This window comes from Bacillus sp. 7894-2, assembly GCF_002272225.1.
In the GTDB taxonomy this organism is placed as follows: Bacteria; Bacillota; Bacilli; order Bacillales; family Cytobacillaceae; genus Cytobacillus.
On sequence record NZ_NPDG01000015.1, the window covers coordinates 1 to 16,567 of the forward strand.

The following is a 16,567-nucleotide window of genomic DNA, read 5'->3' on the forward strand; positions in this document are numbered from 1 at the left end:
GTACGGGGAGTTTGACTCCCGCTAAGTCTACAATTTATTTATCTAAGTGTTAATGCGGGAGACTTACTGCCCGTTAGACTGCGATAGGGTTTCATCTATTATGCGTGCTTGTTCTTTCTTATGAACAGTCGGGTCACCTTCTGCCGGGCTTGATCGGCGTCTTCTTCCGATGTAGGTGACATCAATATCGCTGCCTGCGATTTCTTTCAGTCTAGGTTCAACGAAATTCCATGCACCCATATTTTTAGGTTCTTCCTGTATCCAGACAATTTCATCGACATTTGGATAACGGGTTAAAATGTCTTTGATCTGATCCATTGGGAATGGATAGATTTCTTCCACACGTAAAATATGGAACCAATCCTGATCCGGATAATTTTTCAGGCTTTCGGCTAAATCAATTGTAATCTTTCCTGTTCCAAGAATGATGCGTTTCACTTTTTCGTGATTTTGGCCTAAACCAGGCTGTTCGATTACAGACCGGAACTCTCCTTCGCTCAATTCAATTCCATTTGATGCGACAGTCGGATTGCGCAGCAGACTCTTCGGAGACATGATCACTAACGGGCGAACTTCCTCTTTTCCAAGTATGGCAGCCTGTCTTCGTAAAATATGGAAGTACTGTGCTGATGAAGAAAGATTGGCAACTGTCCAGTTGTTTTCAGCTGCAAGAGTCAGGAATCTTTCCAGGCGCGCACTTGAATGTTCAGGTCCCTGTCCTTCATATCCATGAGGAAGGAGCATGACAAGACCTGATTTTTGGCCCCATTTTGCACGGCCGGCAGCAATAAACTGGTCAAACATTACCTGTGCTGCATTGGCAAAATCACCATATTGAGCTTCCCATAAAACAAGCGTTTCCGGAGCAAATACATTATATCCATATTCAAAGCCTACAACAGCGGCTTCAGATAATGGGCTATTATGGACAGCGAAAGAAGCCTTGGCAGTTGAAAGCTTATGCAAAGGTGAATACGCTTTTCCAGTTGTATGATCATGCAGAACAACGTTTCTTTGAGCAAATGTTCCTCTCTCTGAATCCTGGCCAGTCAGTCTGACAGGTGTGCCATCAGATAGGATGGTTGCAAATGCCAGTGTTTCTGCGAGACCCCAATCAATCTTGCCGTCCCCTTCAAGCGCTTCCAATCTGCGCTGCAGAATTTTGCCGAGTTTATCAAATACCTTGAAATCCTCCGGCCATTTTAATAATTCTTCATTGATTTGCTTTAGTTTATCAATTGAAACGGCTGTATTAATTTTTGGCAGACCCTTTTCGACAGTTTCAGGAGGATCGGTTAACTCAGCTGCCTTCTTTTCTTTTGGGACTTTTTCATAGGCTGCCTTCATTTTTTCCAGTACTTCATTATGGACGCCTTCAGCTTCCTCTTTGCTGATGATCTTTTCATTTAAGAGCTTTTCAGCATACAGCGCTTTCACGGTTGGCCGCTTGCGTACAATATTATACATAAGAGGATTCGTCGTCATAGGCTCGTCCATCTCGTTATGTCCAAAACGGCGGTACCCGATTAAGTCGATGAGGATATCCTTCTGGAATTTAGCACGATACTCGCAGGCAATTCTTGCCGCTGCAACTACTGCTTCAGGTTCGTCTGCATTAACATGCATAATTGGCATCTCATACCCTTTGGCCAGATCACTTGCATATCTGGTAGAGCGTGAATCATATGATTCTGTTGTGAACCCAATAGTATTATTGGCAATGATATGGATCGAACCGCCAGTGTTATAGCCGGTCAGCTGTCCGAGATTAAGTGTTTCTGCTACAATCCCCTGTCCTGGGAATGCTGCGTCTCCATGAATGATAATGGCTAAAGCCGCTTTTGGATCTACTTCAGGATAACCGGCCTTTGTTCTGTTGTCCTGTGAAGCTCGCGTGTAGCCCTCAACAAGTGAACCGACAAATTCAAGATGGCTCGGATTGTTAGCTAATGTCAGTCTGGCAATGGTCGTATTCTCATCTTTGATCTGTTTATCAAGACCAAGATGATACTTCACGTCGCCTGTCCAGCCGTAATTGATGCCGATAGATCCTTCAGAAGGAACCAGTTCTTTATTCGGCGCATGCTGGAATTCCGCGAAAATCATTTCATACGGCTTTCCAAGCACATGGGCAAGAACATTTAACCTGCCGCGGTGGGCCATGCCGATGTTAATCGTTTTTGCTCCATCCGAAACAGATTCAGAAACAATTTCATCCAATAAAGGAACCATTGTATCCAGACCCTCAATGGAGAATCTCTTTTGTCCGACGAAGGTTTTATGAAGGAACTTTTCAAATTCCTCAACTTCAGTCAGTCTTCTTAAAACTTTCAGTCTTTCCGTCTTTTGCATTGACAGCTTATGGCTGTTGGCCCCAATTTTGCGGCGAAGCCAGTCTTTTTCGTTTTCATCAAATATATGCTGGAATTCAAAAGCAATGGGTCCCATATAAGCGCTCTTCAGGAATTCAATTGCTTCAAGTCCGTTGCGTAAAGGATATGTGGCATCTTTAGTAATGACACCAGCAGGGATCTCTTTTAAGTCATTTTCAGTTAAGCCATATTTGCTCAGTTCAAATAAAGCAGTTTCCGATTTATTGTTACCCAGCGGATAAATATCGGCAGCCAAGTGGCCATATGTGCGGATAGTATCAGCCAGGCGAATAGCAGCGAGCGTCTTCTCAAGCTGTCCGGCATTCATTGGCTGATTTGCTGATGAAGCCATTTGCGCCGTTCCTTCACTCGTAAGAGGGGAACCATTTTTTTTAAAGTACTCTTTCATTTCAGGATCAATTGATGATGGATCCTCTAAATATCTTTCATAAAGTTCAATAACGTAGCCAAGGTTTGGGCCATGAAATCCCTGTTCAAAAGGTCCCTCACCATTAGATGGCTTTTTCATGGAAAATTACCTCCATAACTGTTTTGTAAGTGAATAATTCAATACGTTTTTGCTCTCTAAAAGTACAATACCCATCATTAGAAGGGATTAACAAATTCATTTTTATGAATAATAATATTTTTCAGAGGATAAAACGTTTCCACAGTTATTCTAACACGTAAAATCTAGTTGTACAAAGATAAAAACATGAATATAGTGGAAAACTATTAAAAAATTTTTTTAGCAATTACTTATTCTAAAAAAATGATTTGTAAAAGGTTAAACATTTATAAATATGAAATAACTGAACATATAAAAAAAGCCGAAAGGTTTCGGCTTTAAAAAGTTTCTACCAGGTTTATATAGATTTGTTTCGATTCATTGGTATTTTTTCTCTTTTCTTTAAGGGAAGATTCAATAGCTTCTCTGGTATCCACGGGAAAATCAAAATGTCCGCAAGTTGTACACTTTTGAAATAAGCTGCCGGCGACATTCACTTCAATGCCATCAATTGTCCGGAAAACCGCCGGCCCATCTGTTTCGGCAAATCTGTGAAGACAGTGACTATGTTCTTGCATAAAAGCTTCCCTCCAAGAAAAATATTATGTTCATCATCATTATAAAGGAAATATTCTGAACTTTAAAGCGATCTACCTATAACAGTTTATGCCAGGAAGAAGTCATTTAAAATCAATACATGAAATATTCAAAAAAGTGTTGACTATTAACGGTTTACTGTAGTAAAGTTTAGAGAAAATTTAATAATTGATTTCTTATCCAGAGAGGTCGAGGGTAAGGCCCGACGACGCCTCAGCAACCAGCAATCGTATTTTGATTGAAAAGGTGCTAATTCCTGCAAGTTTTTTAGAAAACTTGAAAGATAAGAAGAATGGCTGTTCACATTAAAAGTCTTCTTCTTATAGAAGGCTTTTTTTTATTTTAAAGAAGGAGTGTTTACCAGCATGTATAATATTGACACCAAATTAGCGCAAATTGGAAACAGGAGCGAATCAGCAACAGGTGCAGTCAATCCGCCTGTATACTTTTCCACTGCCTACCGGCATGAAGGCATTGGCCAGTCAACCGGTTTTGACTATAGCCGTACAGGCAATCCTACCCGCCAGCTGCTTGAAAAGGCGATCGCAAATCTGGAAGAAGGCGATCAAGGCTATGCCTGCAGTTCGGGTATGGCTGCCATCCTTACGATTCTTTCCCTCTTTAAATCAGGTGATGAGTGGATTGTTTCCAAGGATTTATACGGCGGAACCTATCGTCTGCTTGAACAGGGCTTCAAAAAATGGGGACTGCAGAGCAAATATGTGAATACGGGCACTTCGGAAAATGTTGAAGAATTAATCACCGAAAAAACGAAAGCTATTTTTCTGGAGACTCCCACAAATCCGCTGATGGAAGAGACAGATATTCAGTTGATAGCTGATATCGCGAAACGGCATAATATTCTCCTGATTGTTGATAACACATTTTACACTCCCCTTCTTCAGCAGCCTCTAAAGCTTGGTGCTGATATTGTCATCCATAGTGCGACAAAGTATCTTGGAGGCCATAATGATGTCCTTGCCGGTTTAGTTGTCGCAAAAGGCAAAAAGTTATGTGAGGATCTGGCCATGAACCACAATGCTGCCGGTGCGGTCCTTAGCCCATTTGATTCCTGGCTTTTAATCAGAGGCATGAAGACACTATCTCTTCGCATGGAACGTCATGAAAAAAATGCCCGGGAATTAGCGGCTTTCTTATCAGACCACGATGCCGTAACGGATGTTCTTTATCCAGGCAAGGGAGGCATGATATCTTTCCGGGTCCAGGATGAAACCTGGGTGAATCCTTTTCTGCAGAACCTCTCCCTTATCTCCTTTGCTGAAAGCCTTGGCGGAGTCGAGAGTTTTATAACATATCCCGCAACACAAACTCATGCGGACATCCCTGAAGAGATCCGCATTGAAACCGGAGTCTGTAACAGGCTTCTGCGTTTCTCGGTTGGAATTGAAAATGCAGAAGATTTGAAGGCTGATCTTGAACATGCTTTTGCAAAGGTTTTAAAGGAGGCAGTACGATGAGTACGAATTACACATTTCAAACGAAGCTGCTTCACAATAATCAAAAATTCGACCCGGAAACAGGAGGTGTCAGTGTACCGATCCAGCATGCCTCCACTTTCCATCAAAAAGATATAGATGCATTCGGAAAATATGATTACAGCCGCAGCCTGAATCCAACAAGGGAAGCACTTGAGGAAGTAATTGCAGAGCTTGAAGAAGGGATTAGAGGGTTTGCCTTTTCTTCTGGAATGGCTGCCATTTCCACAGCATTCCTCCTCTTGTCACAGGGTGATCATGTGGTCATTACAGAAGACGTTTATGGCGGAACCTATCGCATGACAACAGAAGTCCTGTCCCGTTTTGGCATTGAGCACACATTTGTTGATATGACAAATCTTGAGAAAGTAAAAAAAGCAATCCGCCCTAACACAAAGGTTTTCTATGTAGAGACTCCTTCCAACCCGCTGCTGAAGGTGACAGATATCCAGGCCATCAGTTCACTGGCAAGGCAGCATGGAGCGCTGACTTTTGTGGATAACACATTCCTGACCCCTGCCCTTCAAAAACCGCTCTCTTTAGGGGCAGATATCGTGCTGCACAGCGCAACCAAATTTTTATCCGGACACAGTGACGTCGTTGCCGGATTAGCTGTTGTGAAGGATCCGGAATTAGGTGCAAGGCTGGCTTTTCTCCAAAATTCCTTTGGAGCTATTCTGGGTGTTCAGGATGCCTGGCTTGTCCTGAGAGGCATTAAAACGCTGCAGGTAAGGCTGGATCAGTCTGTGAAATCGGCTGAGAAGATTGCCCGTTTCCTTCATGATCACCCGGCAGTAAAGAAGGTTCATTATCCCGGTTTTACAGAACATCCCGGCTATGAAATCCAGGAAAAGCAGGCTGTGAACGCAGGTGCTGTTTTATCTTTTGAACTTGAAGATGAACAGTCGATGAGAGTATTTGTGGAAAATGCAAAAATTCCTGTTTTTGCAGTAAGTCTCGGAGCAGTTGAATCCATCCTCTCCTACCCTGCCAAAATGTCGCATGCAGCCATGCCTGCATCTGAAAGAGAACAGCGCGGAATAACAGACAGTCTTCTCCGTCTTTCTGTTGGTCTGGAGAACGCAGATGATATTATAGAAGATTTTAAGGCAGCTTTATCTGCTGCCGGACAAACAAAGCAATCCATTTTACAGCGGGGGTGATACTTTGAGTTTCCTGGATAAATTAAAGAATGAAATCATCATAGCAGATGGCGCGATGGGAACTCTTCTTTATTCCTATGGCACCGACAGTTGTTTTGAGGAATTAAATCTATCGCAATCTGAACAGATCCAGCACATCCATGAAGCGTACATAGGCGCAGGGGCTGAGTTGATCCAAACCAATACGTATGCGGCGAATTATCTGAAGCTGCAGCGGTATGGGCTTGAAGACTCTGTGAAAGAGATTAACAGTGCTGCAGCCCGGATTGCCAAAAAAGCTGCCGAGGGACGTTCATATGTTGCCGGTACAATCGGCGGGATCAGAGGGTTCAAACCGAACATGATTACACTGGAGGAAATAAAAAGAAGTTTCCGTGAGCAGCTTTATTGTCTGCTGCTTGAGGATGTAGATGGTATTTTGCTTGAAACTTACTATGATCTTGAAGAACTTGAAACGGTTCTCGCTATAGTCAGAAAAGAAACCGATTTGCCGATTATCGCACAGGTTTCACTTCAGGAAGCTGGAGTTCTTCAGAACCAGACTCCTATAGCAGATGCATTAACAAAGCTTGACGGAATGGGCGCTGATGTTGTCGGAATCAATTGCAGGCTAGGCCCCCATCATATGCTGAAAACGTTCGAAAGTGTGCCTTTGCCAAAGAATGCCTATTTATCTGCCTATCCAAATGCCAGTATTCCAGCCTATACGGACGGGAAATTTCACTATGAAGGTGACGCGGAGTATTTCCGGCAGTCTGCAATAGAATTCCGGAATCAGGGCATCCGCCTGCTTGGAGGGTGCTGCGGAACAACACCTGACCATATCAAGGCGTTTGCTGACGTTTTAAAAGGACTTCCCCCAATCGAGGAAAAAGAGATAAAGGCAGTTAATAAAATAATTGTTTCAGAGAAACCTGAACCATTAAGAGAGCTCCCTCCTCTTCAGGATATTGTCAGAGAAAGGCCATCGGTAATTGTTGAGCTGGATCCTCCAAGGAAGCTTGATACTGCCCGCTTCTTCGAAGGTGCAAAGGCATTGAAGGATGCTGGAATTGATTCTATAACTCTTGCAGATAATTCCCTTGCTTCACCAAGGGTGTGCAACTCTGCACTCGGCTATCTTGTCAAGCAGCAGACCGGATTACGCCCTCTTGTTCATGTAACCTGCAGGGATCGGAATATAATCGGACTTCAATCCCATTTAATGGGTCTTCATGCCCTGGGTTTAAATGATATTCTTGCTGTAACAGGAGACCCTGCCCGTGTCGGTGATTTTCCAGGCGCCTCTTCTGTGTATGATGTTTCTTCATTTGAATTGATCAGTATGATCAAGCAGTTAAATGAAGGATTATCGTTTTCAGGCAAAGACCTTGGCCATAAAGCTGCCTTTTCAGTGGCGGGCGCTTTTAACCCCAATGTACGTTCATTGGAAAAAGCGGTTGGGCGGCTCGAAAAGAAACTGGAGCATGGTGCGGATTATTTTATCTCGCAGCCTGTTTTCTCTGAAGAAAAACTGCTTGAGGTTCATGAGGCTGTGAAAGATTTAAAAGCACCTGTCTATATAGGCTTAATGCCTCTTACCGGCAGCCGGAATGCAGAATTTCTTCATAATGAAGTTCCGGGAATCAAAATTTCCGACAGTATTAGAAGCAGGATGGCTTCATTAAAGGATGATCCAGCACGAGCTGGCGCTGAAGGCATTGCCATTGCCAAGTCGCTGATCGATGCTGCGGCAGAGCTGTTTAATGGCATTTACCTTATCACTCCATTTATGCGCTATGAAATGACTGTCGAGCTATCAAACTATGCCCGTGAGACAACCGAACGGCTTTCAAGGAGGAAACAGCATGCATAAACCATCACTGCAGGAGCAGTTAAAAAAGAAGATCCTGATCATGGACGGAGCAATGGGCACCATGCTTCAAAGAGCCAATCTTACAGCAGATGATTTTGGCGGAGAAGAATATGAAGGCTGCAACGAGAATTTAAATATTACAGCTCCATCGGTTATTGAACATATTCACCTTGAATATTTAAAAGCCGGCGCAGACATTATTGAAACCAACACCTTTGGCGCAACCAGCATTGTTCTCGCAGATTACGATCTGGAAGAAAAAGCTTATGAATTGAATAAAATTGCTGTTGAAATTGCCAGAGAAGCTGCAGACCGCATGTCTACTCCTGAATGGCCGAGATATGTGGCAGGCGCTATGGGACCAACGACGAAGACACTGAGTGTTACCGGCGGTTCTACATTTGAAAACATGATAGAAGCTTATGAAGAGCAGGCCAGAGGGTTAATAGACGGCGGAGCCGATCTTCTTCTCCTCGAAACCAGTCAGGATATGCTGAATGTGAAGGCTGGATTTATCGGCATTGAAAAGGCATCAAAAAAGACGGGAATAAAACTGCCGCTCATTGTTTCCGGGACAATTGAACCGATGGGCACAACCCTTGCAGGCCAATCGATTGAAGCCTTTTATATTTCACTTGAACATATGAAGCCTCTGGCAGTTGGACTGAACTGTGCGACAGGGCCCGAATTCATGCAGGACCATATCCGTTCTCTATCAGGATTGGCATCCACTGCAGTCAGCTGCTATCCCAATGCAGGATTGCCTGATGAAGAAGGACAGTATCATGAAACTCCCGAATCATTGGCGAGCAAGCTTGAGGGTTTTGCCAAAGAAGGCTGGCTGAATATTGTAGGCGGCTGCTGCGGAACCACACCTGAACATATTCAGGCAATTGCTGAGTCGGTTAAAGATTATAAGCCAAGGAATTATGAGGGGAACTCCCTGCATAAAGTTTCCGGAATTGAACCTCTGATTTATGATGATCCAACTTTAAGACCCATAATGGTCGGCGAACGAACCAATGTAATTGGTTCCCGCAAGTTTAAAAGGCTGATTGCAGAAGGAAAGTTCGAGGAAGCTGCAGAGATAGGCCGTGCCCAGGTAAAAGGCGGTGCCCATGTTATTGATATTTGCCTGGCAGATCCTGATCGTGAAGAAATGCAGGATGTTGAGAATTTCATCAAGGAATTAGTTAAAAAAATCAAAGTTCCGCTCGTGATCGATTCAACAGATGAAAAAGTGATTGAAAAAGCTCTCACCTATTCACAGGGTAAAGCCATCATAAATTCGATTAATCTGGAAGATGGCGAAGAACGCTTTGAGGCGATTGCCCCTCTTGTTCACCGCTATGGTGCTGCAGTGGTTGTCGGAACGATTGACGAAGAAGGAATGGGTGTTTCGGCTGAACGTAAACTTGAGATTGCAAAGCGTTCTCATGATTTGCTTGTAAATAAATATAATATCCCGCCTCAGGATCTTATTTTTGACCCCCTCGTCTTCCCTGTCGGGACAGGGGATGAGCAATACATCGGGTCTGCAAAGGCAACGGTAGATGGAATCAGACTTATTAAAGAGGCTCTGCCGGAGGTTCAAACTATTTTGGGAATCAGTAACGTTTCCTTCGGCCTTCCTCCTGTCGGCAGGGAAATTTTAAATTCTGTATTTCTTTATCACTGCACCCAGGCAGGCCTGGATTATGCGATAGTGAACACAGAAAAACTCGAAAGATTTGCTTCCATATCTAAGGAAGAGGTTTTAATGGCTGAAAAGCTGCTATTTGAAACTACTGATGAATCACTTGCCATTTTCACTGATTTTTACCGGGATAAGAAAAAAGAAAGCAAAAGTGTTCTTCCGGATATGACACTTGAAGAACGCCTCGCCTATTATATACTCGAAGGAACAAAAGAAGGGCTGCTGCCGGATCTCGAACTTGCTCTCCAGGCATACCCTGCTCCGCTTGATATCATTAATGGCCCTTTAATGAACGGAATGAAGGAAGTAGGGAGATTGTTCAATGATAATCAGCTGATTGTCGCAGAGGTTCTGCAGAGCGCCGAGGTTATGAAAGCATCTGTCGCTTATCTTGAACCGCATATGGAAAAAGGTGAAGCCCAATCTTCATCCAAGGGGAAAATCATCCTGGCAACCGTTAAAGGCGATGTTCATGATATAGGGAAAAATCTTGTGGATATTATTTTAAGCAATAATGGATATGAAGTGATAGATTTGGGAATCAAAGTCTCCCCTGCTGAACTGATTGAAAACATCAGGCGTGAGAATCCGGATATGGTTGGCCTTTCAGGGCTGCTTGTTAAATCTGCACAGCAGATGGTCATAACGGCACACGACATGAAACAGGCTGGAATTGATATTCCTATTTTAGTTGGCGGCGCCGCCCTTTCAAGGAAATTTACGGATACTAAAATTTCCAAGGAATATGACGGTCTCGTGCTGTATGCCAAGGATGCTATGAACGGTCTCTCTTTAGCCAATCAGCTTCAGGAGCCTGAAGAAGCTGAGAAACTGCGAATCCAGCAGGATCAAAAACAGGCAGCAGCGCTAAATGCTGTTCCTTATGACCGCGGATCAGTGGCGGTTGCAGTAAAGCCTAAACCAACAGTAAGCACACAAGTACCTGTATTTGTTCCAAAAGATTTAAAACGGCATTTGCTGAAAGCCTATTCCCTCTCGCATATTGAGCCGTATATTAACAAGCAGATGCTGATTGGCCATCACCTTGGCTTAAAAGGAAACCTGCAAAAGCTGCTTGCGGAAAAAGATGAAAAAGCCATTAAAATTAACGCATTGGTTGATGAACTGATTGCTGAAGCAAATGAGAAAAGCTGGATTGAGCCTAAAGCAGTTTATCAATTCTTCCCTGCCCAGTCAGATGGAGATAAGGTGATTATTTATGCTAAGGATGAAAAAACGGTCATTGAGACATTCGAATTTCCACGCCAGGAAACAGAGCCATTCTTATGTCTGGCAGATTTCCTTAAATCAAAAGAAAGCGATCAAATGGATTATGTTTCCTTCTTCACTGTGACAGCAGGGAAAGGAATACGCGGTATAGCAGACAGTTTAAAAGCGGAAGGCAGATTTCTGGAAAGCCATGCCCTGCAGTCGCTGGCTTTGGAGACGGCTGAAGGCCTTGCTGAGCTGATCCATCGCCAGATCCGCGATCGCTGGGGGTTCCCGGATCCGGTTGAAATGACGATGAAGGACCGTTTTGCGGCGAAATACCAGGGGCAGCGCTTTTCATATGGCTATCCAGCGTGCCCTGATCTGGAGGACCAGAAAAAGCTGTTTAAGCTTATACAGCCTGAGGATATTGGTGTTCACCTTACTGAAGAATGCATGATGGAACCTGAGGCTTCTGTATCTGCAATGGTGTTTGCCCATCCTGAAGCCAGATACTTTAATGTATTGAGATAATAGATACCCGGCAGGTAAAATGGCCGGGTAGTTGCCTTTGCCTCCTCACAGCCTATACAATGAATACATAGCAAGGAGGAGATTATTATGAATGTTCTCTGGGATTTAGATGGCACGATTCTGGATACTTGGCCCACTTTGGTTCAGTCTTTTATTCGCATATCCGGCAAAAAGCTGGATCCTGACGAAGTGCTCAAGCCCCTGAAAAACGGGACAGCCTATCAGAAATTTGATGTTCCTCCAGAAAAAATTGCTGACTTCCGTCAAATGGAAGCCACTTTTATGCATGATGAAAAGCCATTGTTTCCATATGTAAGGGGAATATTAGAGCGAAATAATGTTAACGTGCTTGTCACCCACCGTAACCGGCAATCAACGGAGGAACTGCTGGAGCATTGGAAACTTACTTCCTATTTTGAAGAAGTTATCTGCCCGGAATTTGATGGTTTCTCTTTAAAGCCGCATCCGGAGTCCTATGAATATCTTCACCGGCGATATCATATTGATTTGGCCATTGGCGACCAGGATACAGATTTAATGCCTGCCAGACAGATCGGCATCAGCACCTGTGCCTTCCGCAGCAATAATCCATATGCAGACTTCTCGATTGATTGTTATTCAAAATTTGAGGTTGCGATAAAGTGAAACTTCAATCAGTGGGGGTCTTACTGCCCGTTAGACTGCGATAAAAGGAAACAGGACTTCACCTTGGTGAAGTCCCGCTTTGCTTCTGAGTGAGCTAATTAGCTGATTTCCTCATATTGATCCTGACAACTCTGTCCGTTTTTGAATCAAATTCAATATCAATGTATAAACCGAATTCTTTGCCGCCATCCTCTACCCATAGCTTAAACCTTTCGATATCTGTGGTTTGTCTTTTTTCTCTTCCGATATGCAGGTAGTCAAGGATTTTAGCCCTGGGGTATTTCTCTTTTGCTGTTTCCATAGCAAGTCTGCCCCACTTCGCATAGGCTGGTTCCGGTTTCTCTGCATACACTTCTCCGGCGAATGTCGAGATGGGAATGTATTCGGTTATGAACATCATTACCATAAGACTGATTATTAATTTCTTCATTATACACCTCTTTCCGGGAAGTATCCTAATCGCCATCGACACTATTCATAGTTTCTTCCTTCATCCGCTCTTCCTCTTCTTCCACACAGATATAAGCAATTTGTTCTTCCATTAAATGATGAAGAATATCCTTATCATCCGTACAGGCAACGTCTTTTCTTTCTTGCATTTTCATCTCTCCACTCCCCTGTTCATAAAGGTTTTTTTAAATCCATTCGCTAACCTGGATATTGTTTTTTTATCCACAAAGATGAGGTGGAAAACATACATGAAGATTGACTTCAGCAAAAACAGCATAAACAGCTTCATTTGTGAAAAGCGCCGAAGTTTCCATATTCCGATCTTTTTGAACCAAGTATAAAAAGGATAGGCGAAAAAGGCATCGACCAGAGCATTCAAAAGTAAATACAGCAACGGCTTTCTATAAGTGAATTTTAATATCCATATAGACCCTGCAAAAAAAGGTCCTAAAACTAATGGCAGTTCACCACTGAGCTTGGGATGAAATCTTTCCTTAATCGTCCACCAATTGTTTTTTTCAGCAATAATCCCTTCTATTAATACATAAAACCCCATAAACAGAGCAGCAGGATAAAATCGCTTAAAATCCTTTTTGCCTATAAATGGAACAGTCAGCCAGGAAAGGAGAATTATCAGCACCAAATATAGCTTCTTTTTCATCTTACCCCACCTTTTTTTAAAGGTTTTGTATTTACAGGAATTTTATTCATCCTTTTTAGGGGAGCCAATGAATTTTTTGCGAAATTGCATGAAAATCGTGTTTTGAAAGTTCCAATATGTGTAATAGATTAACAAGCATAGAAGGAGCTGATCAGCATGATGACAATGTACAAGTGCAAGAACTTCAACAAAACGGGTAAAATTCTTCTTCCGAGCAAGTGGCGCAGCCAATTTGGCCTTTTGCCGGGTAAACTGGCTGATCTTCGATTCGATCATGATCAGATTATTATTGAAAGAGCCAATTTGGAATCAACCCACAATAAAAGGCTAATTTCTGAAAATGGCTCCATCCATATTCCCAAAGAACTTCAGCAGCTGCTGGATATAACAGAGGAAGAAGAATATTGCCTGTATATTGATGAGAAAGATAAGAGCTTTGTCCTGAAGATCGTTTCAGAAAACTAAAAAGCTGCAGCCGGTTTTTCAGCAGCAGCTTTTTAACAAATATATTTTCCTGTCAGATTCGTAAGTGCCATGCAAAACTTTTCCCAGCCATTAGGGAAAGACTGTATCCCCTGACTCTCAAAAATATTTTCCTTCGTAACCAGTTTTATAGACCATGTCACACTATCCATTACTATCCCTGGGTTTTTGTATTCCTTCTGCCACTTCCAAATTTTCAGCCGGTATAATTCTTTTTTAAATTCTTCAATGCTTCCTGACGCTTTCGGCAGCTCATTTCTTGATGAAAAATTACTTAAATGCCATTCAAAATAAACAAAACGGCCATTGATGAAATCCACTTCAATCTTATACCATGGCCCGGGATAACCGCCGAGGCTGACACTCAAAAGAATGGGTTCTTTATCAGGGTCAATCGTGACAATATTATTTTTAATATGAAAGAGCTCTCTTTTCCTGCTGATGACTGATTTAACATGTGATAGTTCAACAGGCTTCGCGCCGGTTCTCTGAAAATTACTTGGCCTATTCATTTCGTCCAGCAGAGAAGGGATAGAAATAGCCCCCTTTTTCTCCAGGATATCTAAAATGTTCTCGAAAATACTCATTTATCTTCCTCCAACAAAAACCTGGGTGGGTTTATATAACACAAAGATTGTTTTATTCCTAATATCCTTTTTTCCGCCTGTGCAAACATTCTTTCGTATTTAAGGGGATTTAATGAATAAATTGTACCTGGTCATTGCACGCTATGAATTGGGAGGTGCAGCCATGGATCCAATAAAACCAGGAAGCAAAAAGCTTCCGGACTTCGAAGAACTGGATGATCGGATGATTGCCAAACATACTACGGGGCCAACACTTGTCATAAAGACCAATCTTGATCCGGAAAATTCGACTGAAGATAATCCTTACTACAGGAATAAAACTGAAACGGATACAGAAGAATTTCGGGATTATTTTGAGGAGTAAAAGAAAACCGGCAGGCTATGTATGCCTGCCGGTTTCTTTCCGTATTTAAAAATCGAAGTTGTCAGGGTCCGGACCTACTCGTCTGTTTTCATTTAAGCTGCTGATTTTGTCCATATCTTCTGAAGAAAGTTCAAAGTCAAATACCTCGGCATTTTCAATGATGCGATGTTCTTTTACTGACTTTGGAATAGTAACAATTCCGTTCTGAAGATCCCATCTTAAGATAACCTGTGCAACCGATTTGCCGTGCTTTTGGGCAATTTCCTTCAATGCTGCGTTTTCAAGAAGCTCTCCCTGTGCAAGCGGTGACCATGCTTCTATCTGAATTTCCTGATTTCTGCAGAAGTCTCTAAGCTCAGACTGGCTGAGTAAAGGATGAAGCTCCACCTGATTGACCATCGGCTTTATCTCGGCATCCTTCATGAGATCTTCCAGGTGATGAATCTGGAAGTTGCTCACACCAATGGCTTTTACTTTATTCTCTTTATAAAGAGTTTCGAGTGCTTTCCATGTTTCTTTATATTTCCCTCTCACAGGCCAGTGAATCAGGTAAAGGTCAATATAATCGAGACCAAGTTTTTCAAGGCTGGTTTCAAATGCAGTGATTGTTGAGTCATAACCCTGATCAGAATTCCAGACTTTCGTGGTAATAAATAATTCTTCACGAGGTACGCCTGCTTCCTTAATTGCCTGGCCTACACCCTCTTCGTTCCCATAGACCGCGGCCGTGTCAATGCTTTTATAGCCTGCTTTCAGGGCAGATTTAACTGAATGGACAACTTCGTCCCCGTCCTTAACTTTAAAAACACCAAGACCAAGCCAAGGCATTTTGACACCGTTATGTAATGATACAGCTGAATGTAAATTTTCCATTCTTTCACCTCATTTTAACTATTGAATTACTGGATAATTTTCTCACAATTTTTTCTTTTAACAAAATTTTATGCTTAAAAATGAAAGTTTTGGCGGATGTTTGTCTAAGAATAATTTTAAACTGTGATTTATGTCACGTTTAAGCTAGAATTACTTCTATATAATGACAATAAAATATATGAATTACAGGCAGGTGAAGTATCGTGCAAAATTTTCAATCACTCTTTGAAGAAATAGGCGGAACTGAAACTATTGAAAAACTGGTTGAGGCGTTTTATCCGCGTGTGTATGCAGATCCCGTTTTAAGTCCTCTTTTTGAAGGAGATATTGAGGATATTAAGCGAAAACAAAGAATGTTCCTTACGCAATTCCTAGGGGGGCCGCCTCTCTACAGCCAGGAGTTTGGCCCGCCTGCCATGAAACAAAGACATCTTCCATTTGAAATTACACCATTAAGAGCGCAAAGATGGCTGGCCTGTATGAAGGAGGCCTTTCAGCAGACGGGCCTCGAACAAAATCCTGCATCTGTCCTTTTCTATGATCGATTAATGCAAGTTGCAGCAATTATGGTAAACAGTCCTGAATGAAAGTGGACCTTCCGTCTGGAAGGTCCACTATTCATTATAGTGATTCAAAATATTCTTTTGCATGCTCTGCAGACTGGAACATTTTTACTTCTGTAACTTCTTTCTCGTCATATGCCACTCCTAAAAATCCATCAGCAAGCTGAAGAATATCTGCTGATGACGTATTTTCATCTTCAACGACTACTGTTTCCTCCATTTCCAGCTGACCCTTTTCAGCCCATGACTGCACTTCGGCAGAGTACGTATCAATATTCATACCCTCGTCAATGCGTTCATCCAGCTCGGCAATAGAGAGTGGCTTCTTTTCACCTTCTGTGTTTGTGGCTTCATTGTATTCCTGGCTGCTGTTGTCTTTTTTAGCCGCTTCATCTTTATTCTCTTCCCCCGCGCTGCAGGCTGTCAGCATCATGCATGCAGTAAAAGCAAGCATCGATTTATGCATTCAGTTTCATCTCCTTCTTTTTTTTAAGCTAGTATTCTATTACCC

16 protein-coding genes and 1 riboswitch are annotated in these 16,567 nt (G+C 42.5%); of the genes, 8 read left to right on the top strand and 8 right to left on the bottom strand.

The window, feature by feature from the left end; genetic code table 11:
* Positions 1-63: 63 nt before the first annotated feature.
* On the bottom strand, positions 64-2,901 hold the full coding sequence (sucA, locus tag CHI10_RS02990; RefSeq protein WP_095242813.1) for a 2-oxoglutarate dehydrogenase E1 component: 2,838 nt from the start codon (positions 2,899-2,901) through the stop codon (positions 64-66).
* Between the two features lie 317 nt (positions 2,902-3,218).
* Complete coding sequence (locus CHI10_RS02995; protein ID WP_095242815.1) at positions 3,219-3,458, bottom strand: hypothetical protein; 240 nt, start codon at positions 3,456-3,458, stop codon at positions 3,219-3,221.
* 192 nt (positions 3,459-3,650) lie between these two features.
* Positions 3,651-3,767: riboswitch (SAM riboswitch) on the top strand.
* A 75-nt stretch (positions 3,768-3,842) separates the two neighbouring features.
* On the opposite strand from CHI10_RS02995, the gene CHI10_RS03000 reads away from it, so the two are divergent.
* The 5 genes from CHI10_RS03000 to CHI10_RS03020 all read left to right on the top strand — a co-directional run bounded on the left by CHI10_RS03000 (position 3,843) and on the right by CHI10_RS03020 (position 12,075).
* On the top strand, positions 3,843-4,955 hold the full coding sequence (locus CHI10_RS03000) for a methionine biosynthesis PLP-dependent protein (RefSeq protein WP_095242816.1): 1,113 nt from the start codon (positions 3,843-3,845) through the stop codon (positions 4,953-4,955).
* Positions 4,952-6,136 carry a cystathionine beta-lyase gene (gene metC / locus CHI10_RS03005; RefSeq protein ID WP_095242818.1) on the top strand — a complete coding sequence of 395 codons (1,185 nt, stop codon included), beginning with the start codon at positions 4,952-4,954 and terminating at the stop codon, positions 6,134-6,136. Before CHI10_RS03000 ends, metC begins: the two co-directional genes overlap by 4 nt.
* Before the next feature lie 4 nt (positions 6,137-6,140).
* Complete coding sequence (locus CHI10_RS03010; RefSeq protein ID WP_095242820.1) at positions 6,141-7,991, top strand: bifunctional homocysteine S-methyltransferase/methylenetetrahydrofolate reductase; 1,851 nt, start codon at positions 6,141-6,143, stop codon at positions 7,989-7,991.
* On the top strand, positions 7,984-11,430 hold the full coding sequence (gene metH / locus CHI10_RS03015; RefSeq protein WP_095242822.1) for a methionine synthase: 3,447 nt from the start codon (positions 7,984-7,986) through the stop codon (positions 11,428-11,430). Before CHI10_RS03010 ends, metH begins: the two co-directional genes overlap by 8 nt.
* A gap of 87 nt (positions 11,431-11,517) precedes the next feature.
* Complete coding sequence (locus CHI10_RS03020; protein ID WP_095242824.1) at positions 11,518-12,075, top strand: HAD hydrolase-like protein; 558 nt, start codon at positions 11,518-11,520, stop codon at positions 12,073-12,075.
* Positions 12,076-12,169: 94 nt separating this feature from the next.
* Here CHI10_RS03020 and CHI10_RS03025 read toward each other — a convergent pair whose 3' ends face one another.
* The 3 genes from CHI10_RS03025 to CHI10_RS03030 are packed head-to-tail and all read right to left on the bottom strand — an operon-like array spanning position 12,170 to position 13,186.
* Positions 12,170-12,505 (bottom strand): DUF3889 domain-containing protein, encoded by a 336-nt coding sequence (locus tag CHI10_RS03025; protein ID WP_095242825.1) that lies wholly within the window; start codon positions 12,503-12,505, stop codon positions 12,170-12,172.
* Positions 12,506-12,530: 25 nt separating this feature from the next.
* Positions 12,531-12,680: a hypothetical protein gene (locus CHI10_RS22195; protein ID WP_179288936.1), complete on the bottom strand. Its 150-nt coding sequence runs from the start codon at positions 12,678-12,680 to the stop codon at positions 12,531-12,533.
* Positions 12,677-13,186 carry a hypothetical protein gene (locus tag CHI10_RS03030; RefSeq protein ID WP_095242827.1) on the bottom strand — a complete coding sequence of 170 codons (510 nt, stop codon included), beginning with the start codon at positions 13,184-13,186 and terminating at the stop codon, positions 12,677-12,679. The genes CHI10_RS22195 and CHI10_RS03030 overlap by 4 nt, the downstream gene beginning before the upstream one ends.
* Positions 13,187-13,342: 156 nt before the next feature.
* Here CHI10_RS03030 and CHI10_RS03035 point away from each other — a divergent pair, with 156 nt between their 5' ends.
* Entirely contained in the window at positions 13,343-13,651 is a 309-nt protein-coding gene (locus tag CHI10_RS03035) for a hypothetical protein (protein WP_095242828.1), read from the top strand.
* Between the two features lie 32 nt (positions 13,652-13,683).
* Here the strand turns inward: CHI10_RS03035 and CHI10_RS03040 are convergent, their stop codons facing one another.
* The gene (locus tag CHI10_RS03040; protein WP_095242830.1) at positions 13,684-14,256 is read right to left on the bottom strand and encodes a hypothetical protein; all 573 of its coding nucleotides are present in this window, start codon (positions 14,254-14,256) and stop codon (positions 13,684-13,686) included.
* A 163-nt stretch (positions 14,257-14,419) separates the two neighbouring features.
* Here CHI10_RS03040 and CHI10_RS03045 point away from each other — a divergent pair, with 163 nt between their 5' ends.
* The gene (locus tag CHI10_RS03045; RefSeq protein WP_095242965.1) at positions 14,420-14,620 is read left to right on the top strand and encodes a hypothetical protein; all 201 of its coding nucleotides are present in this window, start codon (positions 14,420-14,422) and stop codon (positions 14,618-14,620) included.
* A gap of 45 nt (positions 14,621-14,665) precedes the next feature.
* Here CHI10_RS03045 and CHI10_RS03050 read toward each other — a convergent pair whose 3' ends face one another.
* Positions 14,666-15,493 carry an aldo/keto reductase gene (locus CHI10_RS03050; RefSeq protein ID WP_095242832.1) on the bottom strand — a complete coding sequence of 276 codons (828 nt, stop codon included), beginning with the start codon at positions 15,491-15,493 and terminating at the stop codon, positions 14,666-14,668.
* Positions 15,494-15,693: 200 nt separating this feature from the next.
* On the opposite strand from CHI10_RS03050, the gene CHI10_RS03055 reads away from it, so the two are divergent.
* Positions 15,694-16,080 (top strand): globin domain-containing protein, encoded by a 387-nt coding sequence (locus CHI10_RS03055; RefSeq protein WP_095242834.1) that lies wholly within the window; start codon positions 15,694-15,696, stop codon positions 16,078-16,080.
* Positions 16,081-16,114: 34 nt separating this feature from the next.
* Here the strand turns inward: CHI10_RS03055 and CHI10_RS03060 are convergent, their stop codons facing one another.
* Entirely contained in the window at positions 16,115-16,522 is a 408-nt protein-coding gene (locus CHI10_RS03060) for a hypothetical protein (RefSeq protein ID WP_095242835.1), read from the bottom strand.
* Between the last annotated feature and the right edge of the window lie 45 nt (positions 16,523-16,567).

Excerpts from the sequence above, each read along its gene's own strand:
- sucA (WP_095242813.1), bottom strand. The coding sequence starts at position 2,901 with ATGAAAAAGCCATCTAATGGTGAGGGACCTTTTGAACAGGGATTTCAT.
- CHI10_RS02995 (WP_095242815.1), bottom strand. The coding sequence starts at position 3,458 with ATGCAAGAACATAGTCACTGTCTTCACAGATTTGCCGAAACAGATGGG.
- CHI10_RS03000 (WP_095242816.1), top strand. The coding sequence starts at position 3,843 with ATGTATAATATTGACACCAAATTAGCGCAAATTGGAAACAGGAGCGAA.
- metC (WP_095242818.1), top strand. The coding sequence starts at position 4,952 with ATGAGTACGAATTACACATTTCAAACGAAGCTGCTTCACAATAATCAA.
- metH (WP_095242822.1), top strand. The coding sequence starts at position 7,984 with ATGCATAAACCATCACTGCAGGAGCAGTTAAAAAAGAAGATCCTGATC.
- CHI10_RS03020 (WP_095242824.1), top strand. The coding sequence starts at position 11,518 with ATGAATGTTCTCTGGGATTTAGATGGCACGATTCTGGATACTTGGCCC.
- CHI10_RS03025 (WP_095242825.1), bottom strand. The coding sequence starts at position 12,505 with ATGAAGAAATTAATAATCAGTCTTATGGTAATGATGTTCATAACCGAA.
- CHI10_RS22195 (WP_179288936.1), bottom strand. The coding sequence starts at position 12,680 with ATGAAAATGCAAGAAAGAAAAGACGTTGCCTGTACGGATGATAAGGAT.
- CHI10_RS03030 (WP_095242827.1), bottom strand. The coding sequence starts at position 13,186 with ATGAAAAAGAAGCTATATTTGGTGCTGATAATTCTCCTTTCCTGGCTG.
- CHI10_RS03035 (WP_095242828.1), top strand. The coding sequence starts at position 13,343 with ATGATGACAATGTACAAGTGCAAGAACTTCAACAAAACGGGTAAAATT.
- CHI10_RS03040 (WP_095242830.1), bottom strand. The coding sequence starts at position 14,256 with ATGAGTATTTTCGAGAACATTTTAGATATCCTGGAGAAAAAGGGGGCT.
- CHI10_RS03045 (WP_095242965.1), top strand. The coding sequence starts at position 14,420 with ATGGATCCAATAAAACCAGGAAGCAAAAAGCTTCCGGACTTCGAAGAA.
- CHI10_RS03050 (WP_095242832.1), bottom strand. The coding sequence starts at position 15,493 with ATGGAAAATTTACATTCAGCTGTATCATTACATAACGGTGTCAAAATG.
- CHI10_RS03060 (WP_095242835.1), bottom strand. The coding sequence starts at position 16,522 with ATGCATAAATCGATGCTTGCTTTTACTGCATGCATGATGCTGACAGCC.